The organism is Sinomonas sp., assembly GCF_051955515.1.
In the GTDB taxonomy this organism is placed as follows: Bacteria; Actinomycetota; Actinomycetes; order Actinomycetales; family Micrococcaceae; genus Sinomonas.
In genome coordinates, this window is record NZ_JBQCGQ010000162.1 from 1 (window position 1) to 15,392 (window position 15,392).

11 protein-coding genes and 1 pseudogene are annotated in these 15,392 nt (G+C 68.1%); 3 read left to right on the forward strand and 9 right to left on the reverse strand.

From position 1 onward, the window contains the following. Nucleotides 1–6: 6 nt before the first annotated feature. Complete coding sequence (gene hrpA / locus ACTHL9_RS08990; protein WP_440518516.1) at nucleotides 7–4,047, forward strand: ATP-dependent RNA helicase HrpA; 4,041 nt, start codon at nucleotides 7–9, stop codon at nucleotides 4,045–4,047. Between the two features lie 18 nt (nucleotides 4,048–4,065). Here the strand turns inward: hrpA and ACTHL9_RS08995 are convergent, their stop codons facing one another. The 4 genes from ACTHL9_RS08995 to ACTHL9_RS09010 are packed head-to-tail and all read right to left on the reverse strand — an operon-like array spanning nucleotide 4,066 to nucleotide 7,235. Then, nucleotides 4,066–4,494, reverse strand: a complete 429-nt coding sequence (locus ACTHL9_RS08995) for an HIT family protein (protein ID WP_440518507.1) — start codon at nucleotides 4,492–4,494, stop codon at nucleotides 4,066–4,068. After that, nucleotides 4,491–5,672, reverse strand: a complete 1,182-nt coding sequence (locus tag ACTHL9_RS09000) for an NAD(P)-dependent alcohol dehydrogenase (RefSeq protein WP_440518508.1) — start codon at nucleotides 5,670–5,672, stop codon at nucleotides 4,491–4,493. The genes ACTHL9_RS08995 and ACTHL9_RS09000 overlap by 4 nt, the downstream gene beginning before the upstream one ends. Then, nucleotides 5,669–6,568, reverse strand: a complete 900-nt coding sequence (locus ACTHL9_RS09005; protein ID WP_440518509.1) for a sulfurtransferase — start codon at nucleotides 6,566–6,568, stop codon at nucleotides 5,669–5,671. Before ACTHL9_RS09005 ends, ACTHL9_RS09000 begins: the two co-directional genes overlap by 4 nt. 10 nt (nucleotides 6,569–6,578) lie before the next feature. Next, nucleotides 6,579–7,235, reverse strand: coding sequence for an MBL fold metallo-hydrolase (locus ACTHL9_RS09010; protein ID WP_440518510.1), 657 nt, complete (start codon nucleotides 7,233–7,235; stop codon nucleotides 6,579–6,581). 89 nt (nucleotides 7,236–7,324) lie between these two features. Between ACTHL9_RS09010 and ACTHL9_RS09015 the strand changes: the two genes are divergently transcribed. Next, a complete protein-coding gene (locus ACTHL9_RS09015; protein ID WP_440518511.1) occupies nucleotides 7,325–7,789 on the forward strand; it encodes a Fur family transcriptional regulator in 465 nt (154 codons plus the stop codon). Here ACTHL9_RS09015 and ACTHL9_RS09020 read toward each other — a convergent pair. The 5 genes and pseudogenes from ACTHL9_RS09020 to ACTHL9_RS09040 form a co-directional block, all read right to left on the reverse strand. Beyond that, nucleotides 7,786–8,691, reverse strand: coding sequence for a metal ABC transporter permease (locus tag ACTHL9_RS09020; protein WP_440518512.1), 906 nt, complete (start codon nucleotides 8,689–8,691; stop codon nucleotides 7,786–7,788). The two genes, ACTHL9_RS09015 and ACTHL9_RS09020, sit on opposite strands and share 4 nt — an antisense overlap. Beyond that, entirely contained in the window at nucleotides 8,688–9,548 is an 861-nt protein-coding gene (locus tag ACTHL9_RS09025; protein ID WP_440518517.1) for a metal ABC transporter ATP-binding protein, read from the reverse strand. The genes ACTHL9_RS09020 and ACTHL9_RS09025 overlap by 4 nt, the downstream gene beginning before the upstream one ends. 59 nt (nucleotides 9,549–9,607) lie before the next feature. Further along, nucleotides 9,608–10,549, reverse strand: a pseudogene (locus ACTHL9_RS09030) (metal ABC transporter solute-binding protein, Zn/Mn family). Between the two features lie 69 nt (nucleotides 10,550–10,618). Further along, a complete protein-coding gene (locus ACTHL9_RS09035; RefSeq protein ID WP_440518513.1) occupies nucleotides 10,619–11,683 on the reverse strand; it encodes a hemolysin family protein in 1,065 nt (354 codons plus the stop codon). Continuing rightward, entirely contained in the window at nucleotides 11,683–13,005 is a 1,323-nt protein-coding gene (locus ACTHL9_RS09040; protein WP_440518514.1) for a hemolysin family protein, read from the reverse strand. The genes ACTHL9_RS09035 and ACTHL9_RS09040 overlap by 1 nt, the downstream gene beginning before the upstream one ends. Before the next feature lie 396 nt (nucleotides 13,006–13,401). Between ACTHL9_RS09040 and ACTHL9_RS09045 the strand changes: the two genes are divergently transcribed. Beyond that, the coding region (locus tag ACTHL9_RS09045) for a multifunctional oxoglutarate decarboxylase/oxoglutarate dehydrogenase thiamine pyrophosphate-binding subunit/dihydrolipoyllysine-residue succinyltransferase subunit (RefSeq protein ID WP_440518515.1) at nucleotides 13,402–15,392 on the forward strand (1,991 nt) is incomplete at its 3' end.

Sequence of the window (15,392 nt, forward strand, 5' to 3'; positions counted from 1 at the left end):
TCAGCCATGGCCATGACCATTACGTATCCCAGCTCCCTGCCTGTCTCCGAGCGGCGCGACGAGCTCATGGAGGCCATCGCCGCGCATCAGGTCACCATCATCGCGGGCGAGACGGGTTCCGGGAAGACCACCCAGATCCCCAAGATGTGCCTCGAGCTCGGCCTCGCGGACAAGGGCCTCATCGGCCACACCCAGCCGCGAAGGCTCGCTGCCCGCACTGTCGCTGAGCGCATTGCAGAAGAGCTCGGAGTGGAGCTCGGCCAAGAAGTCGGGTTCCAGGTCCGCTTCACCGGCGAGGTCGGCCCCCAGACGAAGGTCAAGCTCATGACCGACGGCATCCTGCTCGCCGAGATCCAGCGCGACCGGCTGCTGCGCCGCTATTCGACGATCATCATCGACGAAGCGCACGAACGCAGCCTCAACATCGACTTCATCCTCGGCTACCTCAAGCGGATACTGCCGCAGCGGCCGGACCTCAAGCTCATCATCACCTCGGCGACCATCGATCCCGAGCGCTTTGCGCGCCACTTTGCACGCGATCTCCCGGACGGGACGAGCGAGCCCGCCCCTGTGCTCGAGGTCTCGGGGCGGACCTTCCCCGTGGAGATCCGCTACCGACCGCTCGTCGCCGACAATCCCGGCGAGGACGACGACGAATCTTCGGTCGCGCGCTCCGACGACGCCCTCGAGGAGGACCGCGACCCTGTCGATGCCGTGTGCGACGCCGTTGAGGAGCTGTCCCGGGAGGCTCCCGGCGACATCCTCATCTTCTTCTCCGGCGAGCGGGAGATCCGCGACGCGGCCGACGCTCTCTCGTCGCGCATCCAGTCGAACCGACGCCTCGCCGGCGCCGAGATCCTCCCGCTCTACGCCAGGCTTTCCCTCGCCGAGCAGCACCGCGTCTTCACGCCCGGAGGACGGCGGCGCATCGTCCTCGCGACAAACGTCGCCGAGACGTCGCTCACTGTGCCGGGCATCAAGTACGTCATCGACACGGGCACTGCCCGCATCTCGCGCTACTCGCACCGGACCAAAGTCCAACGCCTCCCGATCGAGCGCGTCTCGCAGGCCTCGGCCAATCAGCGCGCCGGCCGCTGTGGTCGCACGTCGGACGGCATCTGCATCCGCCTCTACTCGGAAGAGGACTTTCTCTCACGACCCGAATTCACCGACCCCGAGATCCTGCGCACCAATCTCGCCGCCGTCATCCTCCAGATGACCGCGATGGGGATCGCCCGAGGCCCCAAGGACGTCGAAGCGTTCCCGTTCGTGGAGCCGCCCGAGACGCGGGCGATCAACGACGGCGTGAACCTGCTGCGCGAACTCGGCGCGCTTGTGGAACCGGGCAGCGTCCCCGAGCCTGCGGCGGCCAACGGCCGCCAGCGCGGCAAGGGAGGCCGCGGACGCGCGGGGGGCCTGACCGCCGTCGGCCATCAGCTCGCGCAGCTCCCCGTCGATCCCCGGCTCGGACGCATGATCGTGGAGGCGTCCAAACGCGAGTGCGCGCGGGAAGTCATGGTGCTCGCGGCGGCGCTCACGATCCAGGACCCACGAGAGCGTCCGTCCGCCGACACCGGCAAGCGCCAGCAGGCCGACGAGAAGCACGCGCGCTTCAAGGACGAGAACTCGGACTTCTCCGCGTACCTGAATCTCTGGAACTACCTGCAGGAGAAGCAGCGCGAGCTCTCCTCCTCGGCGTTCCGCAGACTGTGCAAGGCGGAGTTCATCAACTACCTGAGGGTTCGTGAATGGCAGGAGCTCTTCCAGCAGCTCCGCCAGCTCGGGCGGCCCCTCGGCATCAGCCTCGGTCCGGGTCGGGACACCGATCCCGTCGGAAATCACGACGCGGTCCACGTCTCCCTTCTCGCGGGGCTGCTGAGCCACATCGGGCTTTTGGACGAGCGCAAGCGCGAATACGTGGGCGCGCGCGGCACTCGCTTTGCGATCTTCCCGGGTTCGTCGCTCTTCCGGAAGAACCCGACCTACGTCATGGCAGCGGAGCTCGTGGAGACGAGCCGACTGTGGGCTCGGACCGTTGCGAAGATCGATCCCGCGTGGGCGGAACTCGTCGCGCCGCATCTGGTCAAGCGCAGCTACTCCGAGCCGCACTGGTCCAAGCGCATGGGCGCCGTCATGGCCTACGAGAAGGTCACCCTCTATGGGGTTCCCGTCATCCCCCAGCGGCGCATCACCTACGGGCGCATCGACCCCGTCCTCGCGCGTGAGCTGTTCATCCGCCACGCCCTCGTCGAGGGAGACTGGCGCACCCACCACGCCTTCTTCCGCCGCAACCGGGAGCTGCTGGAAGAGGTCGACGAGCTCGAGACCCGTGTGCGCCAGCGAGGTCTCCGGGTCGACGACGAAACGCTGTTCGAGTTCTACGACGAGCGGATTCCCGCGGATGTCGTCTCGGAGCGGCATTTCGATGCCTGGTGGAAGAGGGCGAAGCACCAGGATCCCCATCTCCTCGACTTCGACCGCCAACTCGTGCTCAGCGAGAAGGCCGAGGACCTGGATGACACCTCCTATCCCACCGTGTGGCGTCAAGGCTCCTTCGAGCTTCCGCTCACCTACAAGTTCGATCCCGTGGCCCCGGGCGGCACGCCGGATCCAAGCGACGGTGTGACGGCCGAGGTTCCGGTGCTGTTCCTCAACCAGCTCGACCCCGAGCCGTTCAGGTGGCAGATCCCAGGGCTTCGCGCCGACCTCGTCGCCTCGCTCATCAAGTCACTCCCCAAGCAGGTGCGGAAGAACTTCGTGCCGGCACCGGACGTGGCCCGGCAGGCCGTCGGCGTGCTCGAGGCCGACTTCGATCCGCAGCGGGACGAGCTCGAGGAGGCCCTCGAACGGGCCCTGCGGCGGGTCAAGGGGCACGTGGTGCCGCCGGGTTCGTGGAACTGGGAGACCGTGCCGCCGCATCTGAAGATGTCGTTCTCGGTCGTCGATTCCCGCGGAACCGTTCTGGGCAGCGGCAAGGACCTCGTCGCGCTCCAGGAGCAGCTCGCGCCCGCCACGCGCCGGGCCATCGCGGACTCGCTCGGCGCGAGCCCCAAGACGACCCAGCGCCCGCCGAAGTCGGGCCCCCTGACGCCGACGTCGAGCCGTACACCGCCGAAGTCGGGCCCCATGACGCCGACGTCGGGGCTGGCCGAACGCTCTGGGTTGACCGAATGGAGTGTCGGCGGGATCCCGCGCACGGCGAGCACCGTCGTCGCCGGCCACACGGTGACCGGCTACCCCGCACTCGTCGACGAGGGCCGCGGCACCAAGGGGCAGGCGGGCGCGCGGGGATCGGTGGGCCTGCGGATCTTCCAGAGCGAGGAGGACCAACTGCGGGCACACCGCGGAGGGGTGATCCGGCTGCTCGCCCTGCGGGTCCCGCCGGCGGACCGCTATGTGCTCGAGCACCTCAACAACCGCGAGAAGCTCACGTTCAGCCAGAATCCTCATGGGAGCGTCGCGGAGCTCATCGCGGACTGCGTGCTCGCCGCGATCGACCGGCTCGTCCCGGCTCAGCTGCCGTGGGACCGCGAGGCCTTCGATGCCCTCTACGATCACGTGCGGGCGGAGCTGATCGACACGGTCTTCTCGGTCACGGCGATCGTCGAGCAGGTGCTTGCCTCAGCGAACCGCGTCTCGAAGCAGCTCAAGGGAACCCACAGCCTTGCCCTCGTGAGCGGGCTCAACGACGTCAAGACGCAGCTCGAGCAGCTGGTGTACCCCGGCTTCGTCGCGAAGACGGGCTACTCACAGCTCACCCACCTTCCCCGGTACCTTCAGGCGATCGAGCGGCGGCTCGAGAAGATGCCCACGAACGTGCAGCGAGACGCGGTGGCGATGGGCACCGTGCAGGCTCTCGAGGATGACTACGACGACGCCGTCGCGGCGCTCGCTCCCACCGGGCGCAACGAGGCGAAGCTCGAGAAGGTGCGCTGGATGATCGAAGAGCTCCGGGTGAGCCTCTTCGCCGTCGAACTCGGGACGGCCGGCAAGGTCTCCGAGAAGCGCGTGAGGCAAGCGCTCAACGAGGCCCTCGCCCCAGTCTGACGCGCAAGCGCTGGGGCTTCAGGCAGCGGGCACGAACTGGCCGTGCCCCGCCTTCCGGAGCGCCTGCCGGATCTTCTCGGCCGCGGCGTCCATGGTCCCGGGGTCGGGATTCTGCTGTGCCTTCTGGAAATTGAACTCGGTCTCGGAGCTGGCAGGCCACACATGCACGTGAAGGTGGTGCACCTCGAATCCGGCGATGATCACGCCGGCCCGCTCCACGTCGAAAGCCTCGACCTGCGCCCGCCCGATGGTCTGCGCGACGTTCATCACCTTGGTGAGGAGCTCCGGGGCGGCGTCCGTCCAGCGGTCGACTTCCTCCCGCGGCACCACGAGCACATGCCCGTCGGCGAGCGGGGCGATCGTCAGGAACGCGACGACCTCCTGATCCTTCCAGACGAACCGGCCCGGTGTATCTCCGTCGATGATCTTGCTGAAGATCGTGGTCATGCCTTTCCCTCCCCGGCCTGAGCCGAACCCGCTCCCGCGCCCTCCAGAGTGGAGGCGTCGAGGACGAACCTGTAGTTGACGTCACCGGCGACCATGCGGTCGAAGGCCTCGTTGAGCTCGCTCGCGCCGATGAGCTCGATCTCCGCCGCGACCCCGTGCTCGGCGCAGAAGTCCAGCATCTCCTGGGTCTCGGCGATCCCCCCGATGAGGGAGCCGGCGTACGAGAGCCGCCTCCGGATGAGCAGGCCGGGGTCCACCGGCGCCATCGTTCCCGCCGGGAGGCTCAGCTGGAACAGTGCTCCGTCCAGGCGGAGCGTGCGGAGGTAGGCATTGACGTCGTGCGCCGCGGCCACGGTGTCGATGACGACGTCGAGCGAACGCTCGGCTGCGCGCAGCTGGTCCGGGTCGGTGGTGACGACCACGCGGTCCGCGCCCAGATCACGCGCCGCGCTGGCTTTTGCGGAGGAGCGCGTGAACACCGTGACCTCCGCACCCATCGCCTTCGCGAGCTTCACCGCGAGATGCCCGAGGCCTCCGAGTCCCACTACGCCGACGTGCTCGCCGGGTTCCACCCCGAAGTAATGCAGCGGCGAGTAGGTGGTGATGCCAGCGCACAGGAGCGGGGCCGCCGCGGCCGGTTCCATGCCGTCAGGGATGCGCAGCACGAAGTGCTCGTTGACCACGATCCGCTGCGAGTACCCGCCCTGGGTGACTGCTTCCCCGTTGCGCGGGTCGACGGACCCGTAGGTCAGGACAGGCCCCTTCTCGCAGAACTGCTCGACGCCGTCGAGGCAGTTCTCGCATTCCCGGCACGAGTCGACCAGGCAGCCGACGCCGACCCTGTCGCCGACCGCGAAGCCTTGCACCTCGTCCCCCAAGCGGCGGACCCGGCCCACTATCTCGTGTCCCGGCACGAGCGGCCACGGCCGCGCCCCCCACTCGCCACGCGTGGCGTGGACGTCAGAATGGCACAGACCGCAGAAGTCGATCTCGATCTCCACGTCGTCGGGTTTGGGCTCGCGGCGCTGGACCGTGAGCGGCCCCAGTCCGCTGGTGGGCGAGGTGGCGCCGAAAGCGGCGGTGCCAGCGGGAGCGGACGACGACGGAGGCGCGCCTTCCGCGGACAGGTCACGGCGCACTTTGTCCGCGCCGGGCATGACGGGACGTCCAGGTGTCATGAATCCGACGCTATCCCATCAGCCGTCGCGGCCCCAGGCCTTGCCTCGTCGCCGGTGGCCACGGGACGGGAGGGGTCGCGGGACCACTGCGAGAACGATCCCGGGTAGAGCGCGGCGTCGATCCCGGCGATGGCGAGCGCGGCGACGTCATGCGCGGCTGTGACACCGGAGCCGCAGTAGACCGCGACCCTGTGCCCCGGCTCGGCTCCCAGGGCCGCGAATCGGCGGCGCAATTCCGGCGCGCCGAGGAAGGTCCCGTCGTCGGCGAGATTGCCCGAGGTCGGGGCGCTGATGGCTCCGGGGATGTGGCCGGCTCGCGGATCCACCGGTTCGACCTCCCCGCGGTAGCGTTCGGCTGCGCGCGCGTCCAGGAGGACCCCGCGGAAGTCCGCTGCGTCGTCGGCATCGATAGTGGCGAGCGACCCGGGCCGGAGGCGGACGTTCCCGAGCCTGGGCTCGACCTCTCCGCGGTCAAGCGGACCCCCGGCGCGCCGCCAGGCCGCGAGGCCGCCGTCGAGCAGCCGGACATCGCGCAGGCCGGCGTCTCGGAGCATCCACCAGGCGCGGGCCGCGGACTGCCCGAAGGAGTCGTCGTACGCGACGATCGTATCGCCGTCGTCGATCCCCCACCGGCGGGCGGACTCTTGGAACTCCTCTGCGGAAGGCAGCGGATGGCGTCCGCCGCGGGCTTCCTCGGCGCTGCCGGGAGGCACGGGCACGGCGAGCTCCGTCTCGAGGTCCACGAAGACGGCGCCCGGGAGGTGCCCCTCGAGGTAGGCCTCGTGGCCGGGCGGGCCGCCCAAGGACCAGCGGACGTCGAGCAGCACGATCCGTCGACCCTCCTCGAGCTGCCTCCGGAGTTCGTCAGCGGAAATGAGAACCTGCGGGCTATCCATCCTCGCCACTCTAGAGCTCGACCGACTCCCCCGGCTCGAGGTGCTGATACGCCGTGCCGTAGATGCCGCCGATCCGCTGAGCGTGGCCCTCCACGATGCCCGTCCCGCGCTCGTTGATGAGGGCGTTGTGGATCGGGAAGGCGCGCTGCGCGCCGACGGCGATGATGAAGTCGATGACTTCGCTGATCTTGTTCCACGGCGCGTGGATTGGCACCAGCAGCGACTCGACCTTCACGCCATGCGGCACGGTGAAGGAGTCACCGGGGTGGAAAACGGCCTCGTCGACGAGGTAGCCGATGTTCGCGACGACCGGAACCAGCGGGTGGATGAGCGCGTGCTGGCTGCCGAAGGTCCGCACGCGGAAGCCTCCCGCCTCGAATTCCGCATCCGGCTCGGCGACGTTCACCCGGCTCGCTGCGTCTGGCTCGGCCGCCCGCAGCTGCCCCGCGACCTTTTCCGGCGCCCAGGCCTGGAGGGAGGTGTCTTCCCTGAGCGCAGCGGCCGCGCGCTCGACGTCGAGGTGATCCGGATGCTCGTGGGTCACGAGGAATGCGTCCGCGCCCTCGAGCGCCTCCTCGACCTCGGAGAAGGTGCCGGGGTCGATGACGAGGACACTGCCGGGCTTCTCCAGCCGAACGCAGGCGTGGGTGTACTTGGTGAGCCTCATGCGGCCCAGTCTAGGCAGGCTTGCTAGGCTGGAATACCTGCGAGCACGGCACTGTTCGCAACTCTGGATTTCACAGCTTGGAGGATCGAGTGGCCGGGACCACGGCGTCGGGTGAGGCCCGCGCAGCCGGAGGGCGCGAGCAGCGCGTGACCAAGCAGAAGGTCGCCGTGGCCACGGCACTCGACGAGCTCGACGACTTCGTTTCCACGCAGGAGCTGCACCGCATCCTCCAGGATCGCGGGGCGTCCGTCTCGCTGGCCACCACCTATCGCATCGTGCAGTCCATGGCGGAGGACGGCCTCCTGGACGTCCTCCGGACGGACGACGGCGAGGCACGGTACCGTCGGTGCGAGGCGCACGGGCACCACCACCACCTCGTGTGCCGTCGCTGCGGCAAGGCAGTCGAGATCGAGGCGCCCGCCGTGGAGGCGTGGGCAAGCCGCATCGCGGCGCAGCATGGCTACACGGCGGTTGAGCACACGGTCGAGATCTTCGGGCTGTGCCCCGAGTGCTCGGCCGCCGTCGCAGCGGAGGCGGCCGACGGCGCCCGCTAGACCCCGGACTTCACCCGCACCTGCGACGTGAGCCCCGCGGGCGAGCGGCCCGCACCGCCGCGCCGTTTCCTGATGGCCGCAACCCCGGCGCACACGACGTAGATCAGGAACGACAGCGTGGTGACGTAGGGGCTGATGGGAATGCGGCCGCCGATCGAGACCAGGATTCCGCCCACGGTGGCGATCTCGGCGAAGACGACGCTGAGGACCACCGCGAGCACGGGCGACGACGTGATCTTCTGCGCCGCCGCGGCCGGAGTGATCAGCAGGGCCAGCACGAGCAGCGCCCCGACGATCTGGATGGACAGCGCCACGCTCACGCCGAGCAGGAACATGAAGAGGATGGCGAGGAACCGAACGGGCACCCCGCGGGCCTGGGCCATCTCCGGATCCACACTCGCGAAGCCCAAAGGGCGCCACACGATCACGAGCGCGGCGATGACGGCGAGCGCTGCGATAGCGAGAATCTGCAGCTCGACCGTGTCGACGGCGACGATCTGTCCGGTGAGCAGGCCGAACTTGTTCGCCGAGCGCCCCTGATAGAGCGAGAGGAAAAGGATCCCCAGGCCCAGGCCGAACGGCATGAGGACCCCGATGATCGAATTCTTGCTCCGTGCGCGGCCGCCCATGAGCCCGATCGTCAGAGCGGCAGCTACCGATCCCACGAGGGAGCCGGTGACCACGTCGGCGCCGATCAGGAGCGCGAAGGCCGCTCCGGCGAACGACAGCTCCGAGATTCCATGAACCGCGAATGCCAAGTCGCGGCGCACGACGAACGTCCCCACCAGGCCGCCCAAAAGGCCCAGGACAGCCCCGGCCCAGACGGAATTCTGCACGAGGGCGAGGATCTCGCCGTAGTTGTCGAACGCGAAGATCGAGTTCCAGATGTCGCCGAGGTTCACGTGGCGTCCTCTTCCGCGTGCTGGTCCAGAGCGAGCGCCGGCTGGTCGTGGACATGGTGGAGATGCGTCGTCGCATCGGGGAGGCCGAGCACCACGATCCGGCCGTTCACGCGACTGACCTCGACGCGACTGCCGTACAGCTCCGAGAGCACTTCGGTCGTCATCACTTCTTCGGGAGAGCCCACGCGGAACTCGCCTTGAGCGAGGTACAGGACCCGGTCCACGTAGTCGAGGATGGGATTGATCTCATGCGTCACGAAGACGACGGCGGCTCCCGTCTCCGAGCGCTGCTGGTCGATGAGCGCGCTGACGGCCTGCTGGTGGTTGAGGTCGAGGGCGAGGAGCGGCTCGTCGCACAGCAGGACCGCTGGATCGCCGGCAACGGCCTGGGCGACGCGGAGGCGCTGCAGCTCCCCTCCGGACAGCTGGCCGACCGGAACGTTCGCGTACCCGCTCGCACCGACCCGATCCAGGAGCCTGCGGATCTCGGCATCGGTCTCGCGTCGACGCACCCGGACTCCCCACCGGTGGCCGTCGATTCCGAGGCCCACGAGGTCACGCGCCCGCAGCGGCACGTCCGAGCCGAAGCCCTTCTGCTGAGGGATGTAGCCCACTTCGCCGCCACCGCTTCCCGGTGGCCGGCCAGCGACCAGAGCCGATCCGGACGTGAGCGGGAGCAGCCCGAGCAGGACCTTGAGGAAACTCGTCTTCCCGCTGCCATTGGGCCCCAGGACGGCGAAGAACTCGCCGGGCCGGATATCGAGATCGAGTCCCCGCCAGAGAGTTCGCGGCCCGAAGGACAGCGAGGCAGAGCGGAGGGCGACGGCGGATGCCTCGCCAGAGCGCGATTCCGCCACCCCGAGGCCCTTCGGCCCACCGTCCTCCGTCACGGTTGACAAGTCTATGCCCGCGCTGTTCACGAGGTGGCGGACCCCAGCGCCGAAGCGATGGCGTCAGCGTTGGCCGTCATCCACGAGACGTAGTCCGTGCCTTCCGGCATCGTCTCGGTGAAGTCCACCACCGGGACCTTGGCCGCGCTGGCGAAGGCCTTGAGCGCCTCGGTCTGGGGGCTCTCGGTCTGAGGGTTGAACGCGAGGAGCTTCACGCCGTGGGATGAGATCAGGTCCTGCATTTCCTTGAGGGCCGCGGGCGGAACATCGTGCCCTGCCTCGACGGCGGCGCTGAACGCTTCGGGAGTCTTGTTGGCAAGGCCGGCCGCTTAGAGCAGGTAGAGCGGCACCGGCTCCGTCACAGCGACGCTCTGGCCCGCGTGCCCGGCCTTGATGGCGGCGAGCTTGGCGGCGATGCCTGCGAGCTTGCCGCTCCACTGCTCGGCGCGGTCCTTGAAGCCCTGGGCATCGGCGGAGTCGAGGCCCGCGAGCTTCTCGGAGACGGCCTCGGCGAGCTTCTTCATCGCGTCCTGGCTATACCAGACGTGCTCGTTGAACTCCCCATGGTCAGAGGGCTCGAGCCCCGACACATCGGACGCGTTCACGACCGAGCTCGCGGGAATCTTGGCTTCGTCGGAGAGCTTCCCCATGAAGTCGTCGTAGCCGCCGCCGTTGACCACCACGAGCTTCGCCTTCGACACCGCCACGCGATCCTGCGCCGTCGCCTCGTACGAGTGCGGGTCTTGGCTCGGCTTCGAGATGATCGACGTCACGGTGACTTTGTCGCCGCCCACAGCCTTGACGATGTCCGCATACACGTTGGTGGAGGCGACGACCGCGATCGTGTTCCCGGCGCTCGAACTCGTGCTGGTGGACCCACAGGCCGTGACGCCCACCGCGATCAAGGAAGCAGCGAAGCTGCCTGCAAGGACACGACGGGACAGAGGGCGGGGGGAGGAGAGGCGCATGCGAACCACTGTAGCGCTTCTTGCAAACAATTCCCATTAGCGATGCAGAGCGCCTCCCACCGTCAGTCCCTACGACTCCCCCTCGAACCTCCGCATCAGACCGGCCTGCGTGGCGTCCCGGATCTCGCCGACGAGCTGCTCGATCACGTCCTCGAGGAACAGCACGCCGCGAGTGCCGCGTTCGGGCCCCATCACGCGCGCCACGTGAAGCCCGCTCTTCTGCATCGCCGTCAGGGCGTCCTCGACCGTGGCTCCGAGCGCGATGTTCGCAAGCGAACGGACCCGGGCTTCTCCGATGGAGCGGTCGCGCGCGGCATCGGGGATGGCCAGAACGTCCTTCACGTGGAGGTATCCGGCGAGCTCGCCGTCGTCGTCCACCATGGGGAACCGGGAGAATCCGGTCTTCGCCACGGCCTTCTCGAAGCCGGCAGGCGTCACCGAGGTCGGCAGCGTCACGATCTGCTCGAGCGGGACCATGATCGACTCGACCGTCTGATCCGAGAACTCGAGGGCTCCCGAGAGCAGCCCCGACTCGTCGTCGACGAGTCCCGACTTCGTGGACAGCTCGACGATCGATTGGACCTCCTCGAGGGTGAAGGAGGACGAGACTTCGTCCTTCGGCTGCACCCGCATGAGCCGCAGAACACCGTTCGCCGACCAGTTCAACGCCGTGATGACCGGGCGGACCAATCGCGCGATCCCCACGAGGATCGGGGCGAGGACGATCGCGGCACGGTCGGCCATGGACACCGAGATGTTCTTCGGGACCATCTCTCCGAACGTGACGTGCAGGATCGTCACGAGGGCCAGGGCCACGACAAACGCGACCGTCTCCGCCACCTCGACGGGAATATTCAGCGCCGCGAGCGGGACGCCCACCAGATCGTGGATCGCCGGCTCGGCCACTTGGAGCAGGAGCAGCGAGCACACGGTGATGCCCAGCTGGGCACAGGCAAGCATGAGCGAGACATGCTCCATTGCCTTGAGCGTGGTAGCGGCGCGCGCGGAGCCCGATTCCGCCAAGGGCTCGATCTGGCTGCGCCGGGCGGACATGATCGCGAATTCCGCGGCGACGAAGAACGCGTTCCCCAGCAGCAGGACCACGAGCCAGACAATTCCTCCCCAATCGCCCATCACGCACCCTGCCTTTCGGGGGTCCCGACGGCGGCCTTTGCCGGAGCGAAGCGCAGCCTGTCGACGCGGCGCCCATCCATGCGGGTCACCTCAAGCGTTCCACCGTCGACTGCGACCTCGTCCCCTTGGACGGGAACGCGGCCCAGGGCGCGCATCACGAAACCGCCCACCGTCTCGTAGGCGGGATCATCCGCGAGCACGATTCCGGGGACCTGCTCCGAGACCTCGTCCGGGCGCATGAGCCCGGGGAAGAACCAGTCGCCCGAGGCGCTCTGGAGGACGCCCGGAGCGAGTCGGTCATGCTCATCGGAAACCTCGCCGACGATCTCCTCGACGAGATCCTCGAGCGTCACGACGCCCGCCGTCCCGCCATACTCGTCGAGCACGACGGCGAGCTGGAGGTTCCCGTCCCGCAGCTGCGAGATGAGGGCATCCAAATGGATGGTCTCGGGAACCCGGAGGACTTCGGTCATGATGGCTCCGGCTTCGATGCCGGCGCGCTTCACGGCAGGCACCGCAACGGCCTTCTTGACGTGCACGAGGCCGCGGATGTCGTCCGGGGAATCGCCGATGACGGGGAACCGCGAATGGCCCGTGGAACGGGCGGCCCGGATCACCTCGTCGATCGGGTCGGTGGCGTCGACAGTGGTGACCCGCATGCGCGGGGTCATCACGTCCGCCGCCGTCCGTTCGGCGAAGCTCAGGGTTCGCGACACGAACCGCGCCGTGCCTTCGTCGAGCGTCCCGAGCTCAGCGGACCTGCGCACGAGCGAGGCAAGCTCGGCAGGCGAGCGCGCGCCCGAGATCTCCTCCTGCGCTTCGATGCCCATGGCGTGCAGAACCTTGTTCGCGAAGCCGTTGAGCAAGAGGATCGCCGGCTTGAACACGGCGGTGAAGATGAGCTGGGGGCGGGCGACGGCGCGGCCCACCGCGAGCGCGCGGGCGATGGCGAGGTTCTTGGGAACCAGCTCGCCGAGGAGCATCGAGCCGAGGGTTGCGATGATCATGGCCACGACGAGCGAAACGGCGTGCGATCCCGCGAAGCCGAGCGCGGCCAGCGGAGCCTCGAGCAGCTTCCCGATCGAGGGCTCGATCACGAAACCCGTGAGGAGCGTGGTGAGGGTGATCCCGAGCTGGCAGCTGGACAGCTGGGTGGAGAGCGTGGTCACGCACTGCATGAGTGCCCTGGCGCCCTTCTCCCCGCGGTCGATGCTCCGCTGGACGGTCGCATGGTCCAGGGCGACGAGAGAGAACTCGACGGAGACAAAGAACCCGGTCCCGAGGATCAAGAGAATCCCCACACCGAGGAAGAGCCATTCCATTCAGGCACCGACCGCCTGGTGCGACAACAGCGCATGCAGTCTGGGTGAACTCTGGGATGAGATCTGGAGAGCGCTTCGGACAGAACTTCGGACAGAACTTCGTGGAGGGTCGTCATCCATGGCCATTCCAGCTTATCAGCCGTGCATTGAGCTCGATCGGGCCCGCTGAAATGCCCACTGGCGTGTGACACTCCCCACGGATTGTCCGATTATCGCGGGACGTTACTAGACTGGACCAGAGTGTGAGCCGGAGGCCTCCCCTGGGATGCTCCTCCGACCCACGGTGGCAGGCGGCTCCTGTCCTGACGTCGAACCGCCTGCCGGGCCATGGTCCGGTGGCTGGCCTGTGTAGACCTGCTTCGGGCCAAACAGATCGATGGAAGAGGCGTATCTCCCGTGCCAGAACTGCCAACCCACCGCTTGCCCGAGGAATTCGGCGGCAATGAGTGGCTTGTCGACGAGCTCTACGAGCAGTATCAGCAGAACAGGAACTCGGTCGACTCCAAGTGGTGGCCCCTGTTCGAGTCCTTCGAGAACGACTCGAGCGACAACGGAAGCCCCACGGTCAACGGCGCCGTGAAGGCGCAGACTGCCGGCACTCTGCCGTCGCAGCCGTCCGCGCCCGCGAAGCCGGCGGCGGCCCCGAGCGTCCCTGCCCAGTCCGCCGCGGCACCCGCGCAGTCGGCCCCTGCGCAGTCGGCCCCCGCCCGTTCCGCCCAGCCCGCGCAGCCGAGCCCGGTCCAGGCGAAGGAGCCGGCCCAGTCGAACGTGACAGCCCCGAAGAAGGGGGCGGCCGCCGTCGTCCGCGATGGTGCCAAGCCCTCGTCCAGCGGACCCATCCCCGCGCAGCTGCCGAAGAAGGCGAAGGACGAGACCGTCGAGGAAGACGTCGTCACGACCCTCCGCGGCCCCGCGAAGGCGATCGCGTCCAACATGATCCAGAGCCTCGACGTTCCGACGGCCACCACGGTCCGCGCGGTTCCCGCGAAGCTCCTCATGGACAACCGCATCGTCATCAACAACCACCTGACCCGCGTCCGCGGCGGCAAGGTCTCCTTCACGCACCTCATCGGCTTTGCCGTGATCCGCGCGCTCAAGCTCATGCCCTCGATGAACGTGAGCTACGGCGAGGCCGACGGCAAGCCCGTGGCCATCCAGCACGCGCACGTCAACTTCGGCATCGCAATCGACCTTCCGAAGGACGACGGCACACGCCTCCTCGTCGTCCCGAACATCAAGAAGGCCGAGACGATGAACTTCTCGGAGTTCTGGCACACGTACGAGGACCTCATCAAGCGGGCCCGCGCCGGCAAGCTCACGGCTGACGACTACGCCGGCACCACGGTGTCGCTGACGAACCCGGGCGGCATCGGCACGGTGCACTCGGTGCCGCGGCTCTCCAAGGGCCAAGCGGCCATCGTCGGCGTCGGCGCTCTCGAATACCCGGCCGAATTCCAGGGCGCGTCGGAGAAGACGCTCGCGCTGCAGGCCGTCGGCAAGATCATCACGCTGACCTCGACCTATGACCACCGCGTCATCCAGGGCGCGGGCTCGGGCGAGTTCCTCCGCATCGTCCACCAGCTCCTCCTTGGCGAGCAGGGCTTCTACGACGAGATCTTCGAGGCCCTGCGCATCCCGTACGAGCCGGTGCGCTGGAGCCCGGACCTGCAGATCAATCCCGAGGACACCATCAACAAGGTGGCCCGGATCCAGCAGCTCATCCACGCCTTCCGCGTGCGCGGGCACCTCATGGCGGACACGAACCCGCTCGAGTACGTCCAGCGCAAGCACCCAGACCTCGACGTCCTGACCTACGGGCTGACCCTGTGGGATCTGGACCGCGAGTGGCCTACGGGTGGCTTCGGCGGCAAGCCGAAGATGAAGTTCCGCGACATCCTCGGCGTGCTGCGCGACGCGTACTGCCGGACCACGGGCACGGAGTACATGCATCTCCAGGAGCCCGCCGAGCGCAAGTGGTTCCAGGACGAGATCGAGCACCCGTACAAGAAGCCGAGCCGCGAAGAGCAGCTCCGCATCGTCTCGCGCCTCAACGCCGCCGAGGCGTTCGAGACGTTCCTGCAGACCAAGTTCGTGGGCCAGAAGCGCTTCTCCCTCGAAGGCGGCGAGTCCCTCATCCCGATGCTCGACGCGATCCTCTCCGGCGCGGCCGAGGACGGCCTGGACGAGGTGGGCATCGGCATGGCCCACCGCGGGCGGCTCAACGTCCTCACGAACATTGCGGGCAAGACCTACGCCCAGGTGTTCCGCGAGTTCGAGGGCACCCAGGACCCCCGGAGCGTCCAGGGCTCGGGCGACGTGAAGTACCACCTCGGCACCGAGGGCACGTTCACGGCGGAGAACGGGAAGAAGACCAAGGTCTACCTTGC

Bases quoted from the DNA above. Each gene is read 5' to 3' on its own strand.
- hrpA (WP_440518516.1), top strand. From the start codon at position 7: ATGGCCATGACCATTACGTATCCCAGCTCCCTGCCTGTCTCCGAGCGG.
- ACTHL9_RS08995 (WP_440518507.1), bottom strand. From the start codon at position 4,494: ATGACCACGATCTTCAGCAAGATCATCGACGGAGATACACCGGGCCGG.
- ACTHL9_RS09000 (WP_440518508.1), bottom strand. From the start codon at position 5,672: ATGACACCTGGACGTCCCGTCATGCCCGGCGCGGACAAAGTGCGCCGT.
- ACTHL9_RS09005 (WP_440518509.1), bottom strand. From the start codon at position 6,568: ATGGATAGCCCGCAGGTTCTCATTTCCGCTGACGAACTCCGGAGGCAG.
- ACTHL9_RS09010 (WP_440518510.1), bottom strand. From the start codon at position 7,235: ATGAGGCTCACCAAGTACACCCACGCCTGCGTTCGGCTGGAGAAGCCC.
- ACTHL9_RS09035 (WP_440518513.1), bottom strand. From the start codon at position 11,683: ATGGGCGATTGGGGAGGAATTGTCTGGCTCGTGGTCCTGCTGCTGGGG.
- ACTHL9_RS09040 (WP_440518514.1), bottom strand. From the start codon at position 13,005: ATGGAATGGCTCTTCCTCGGTGTGGGGATTCTCTTGATCCTCGGGACC.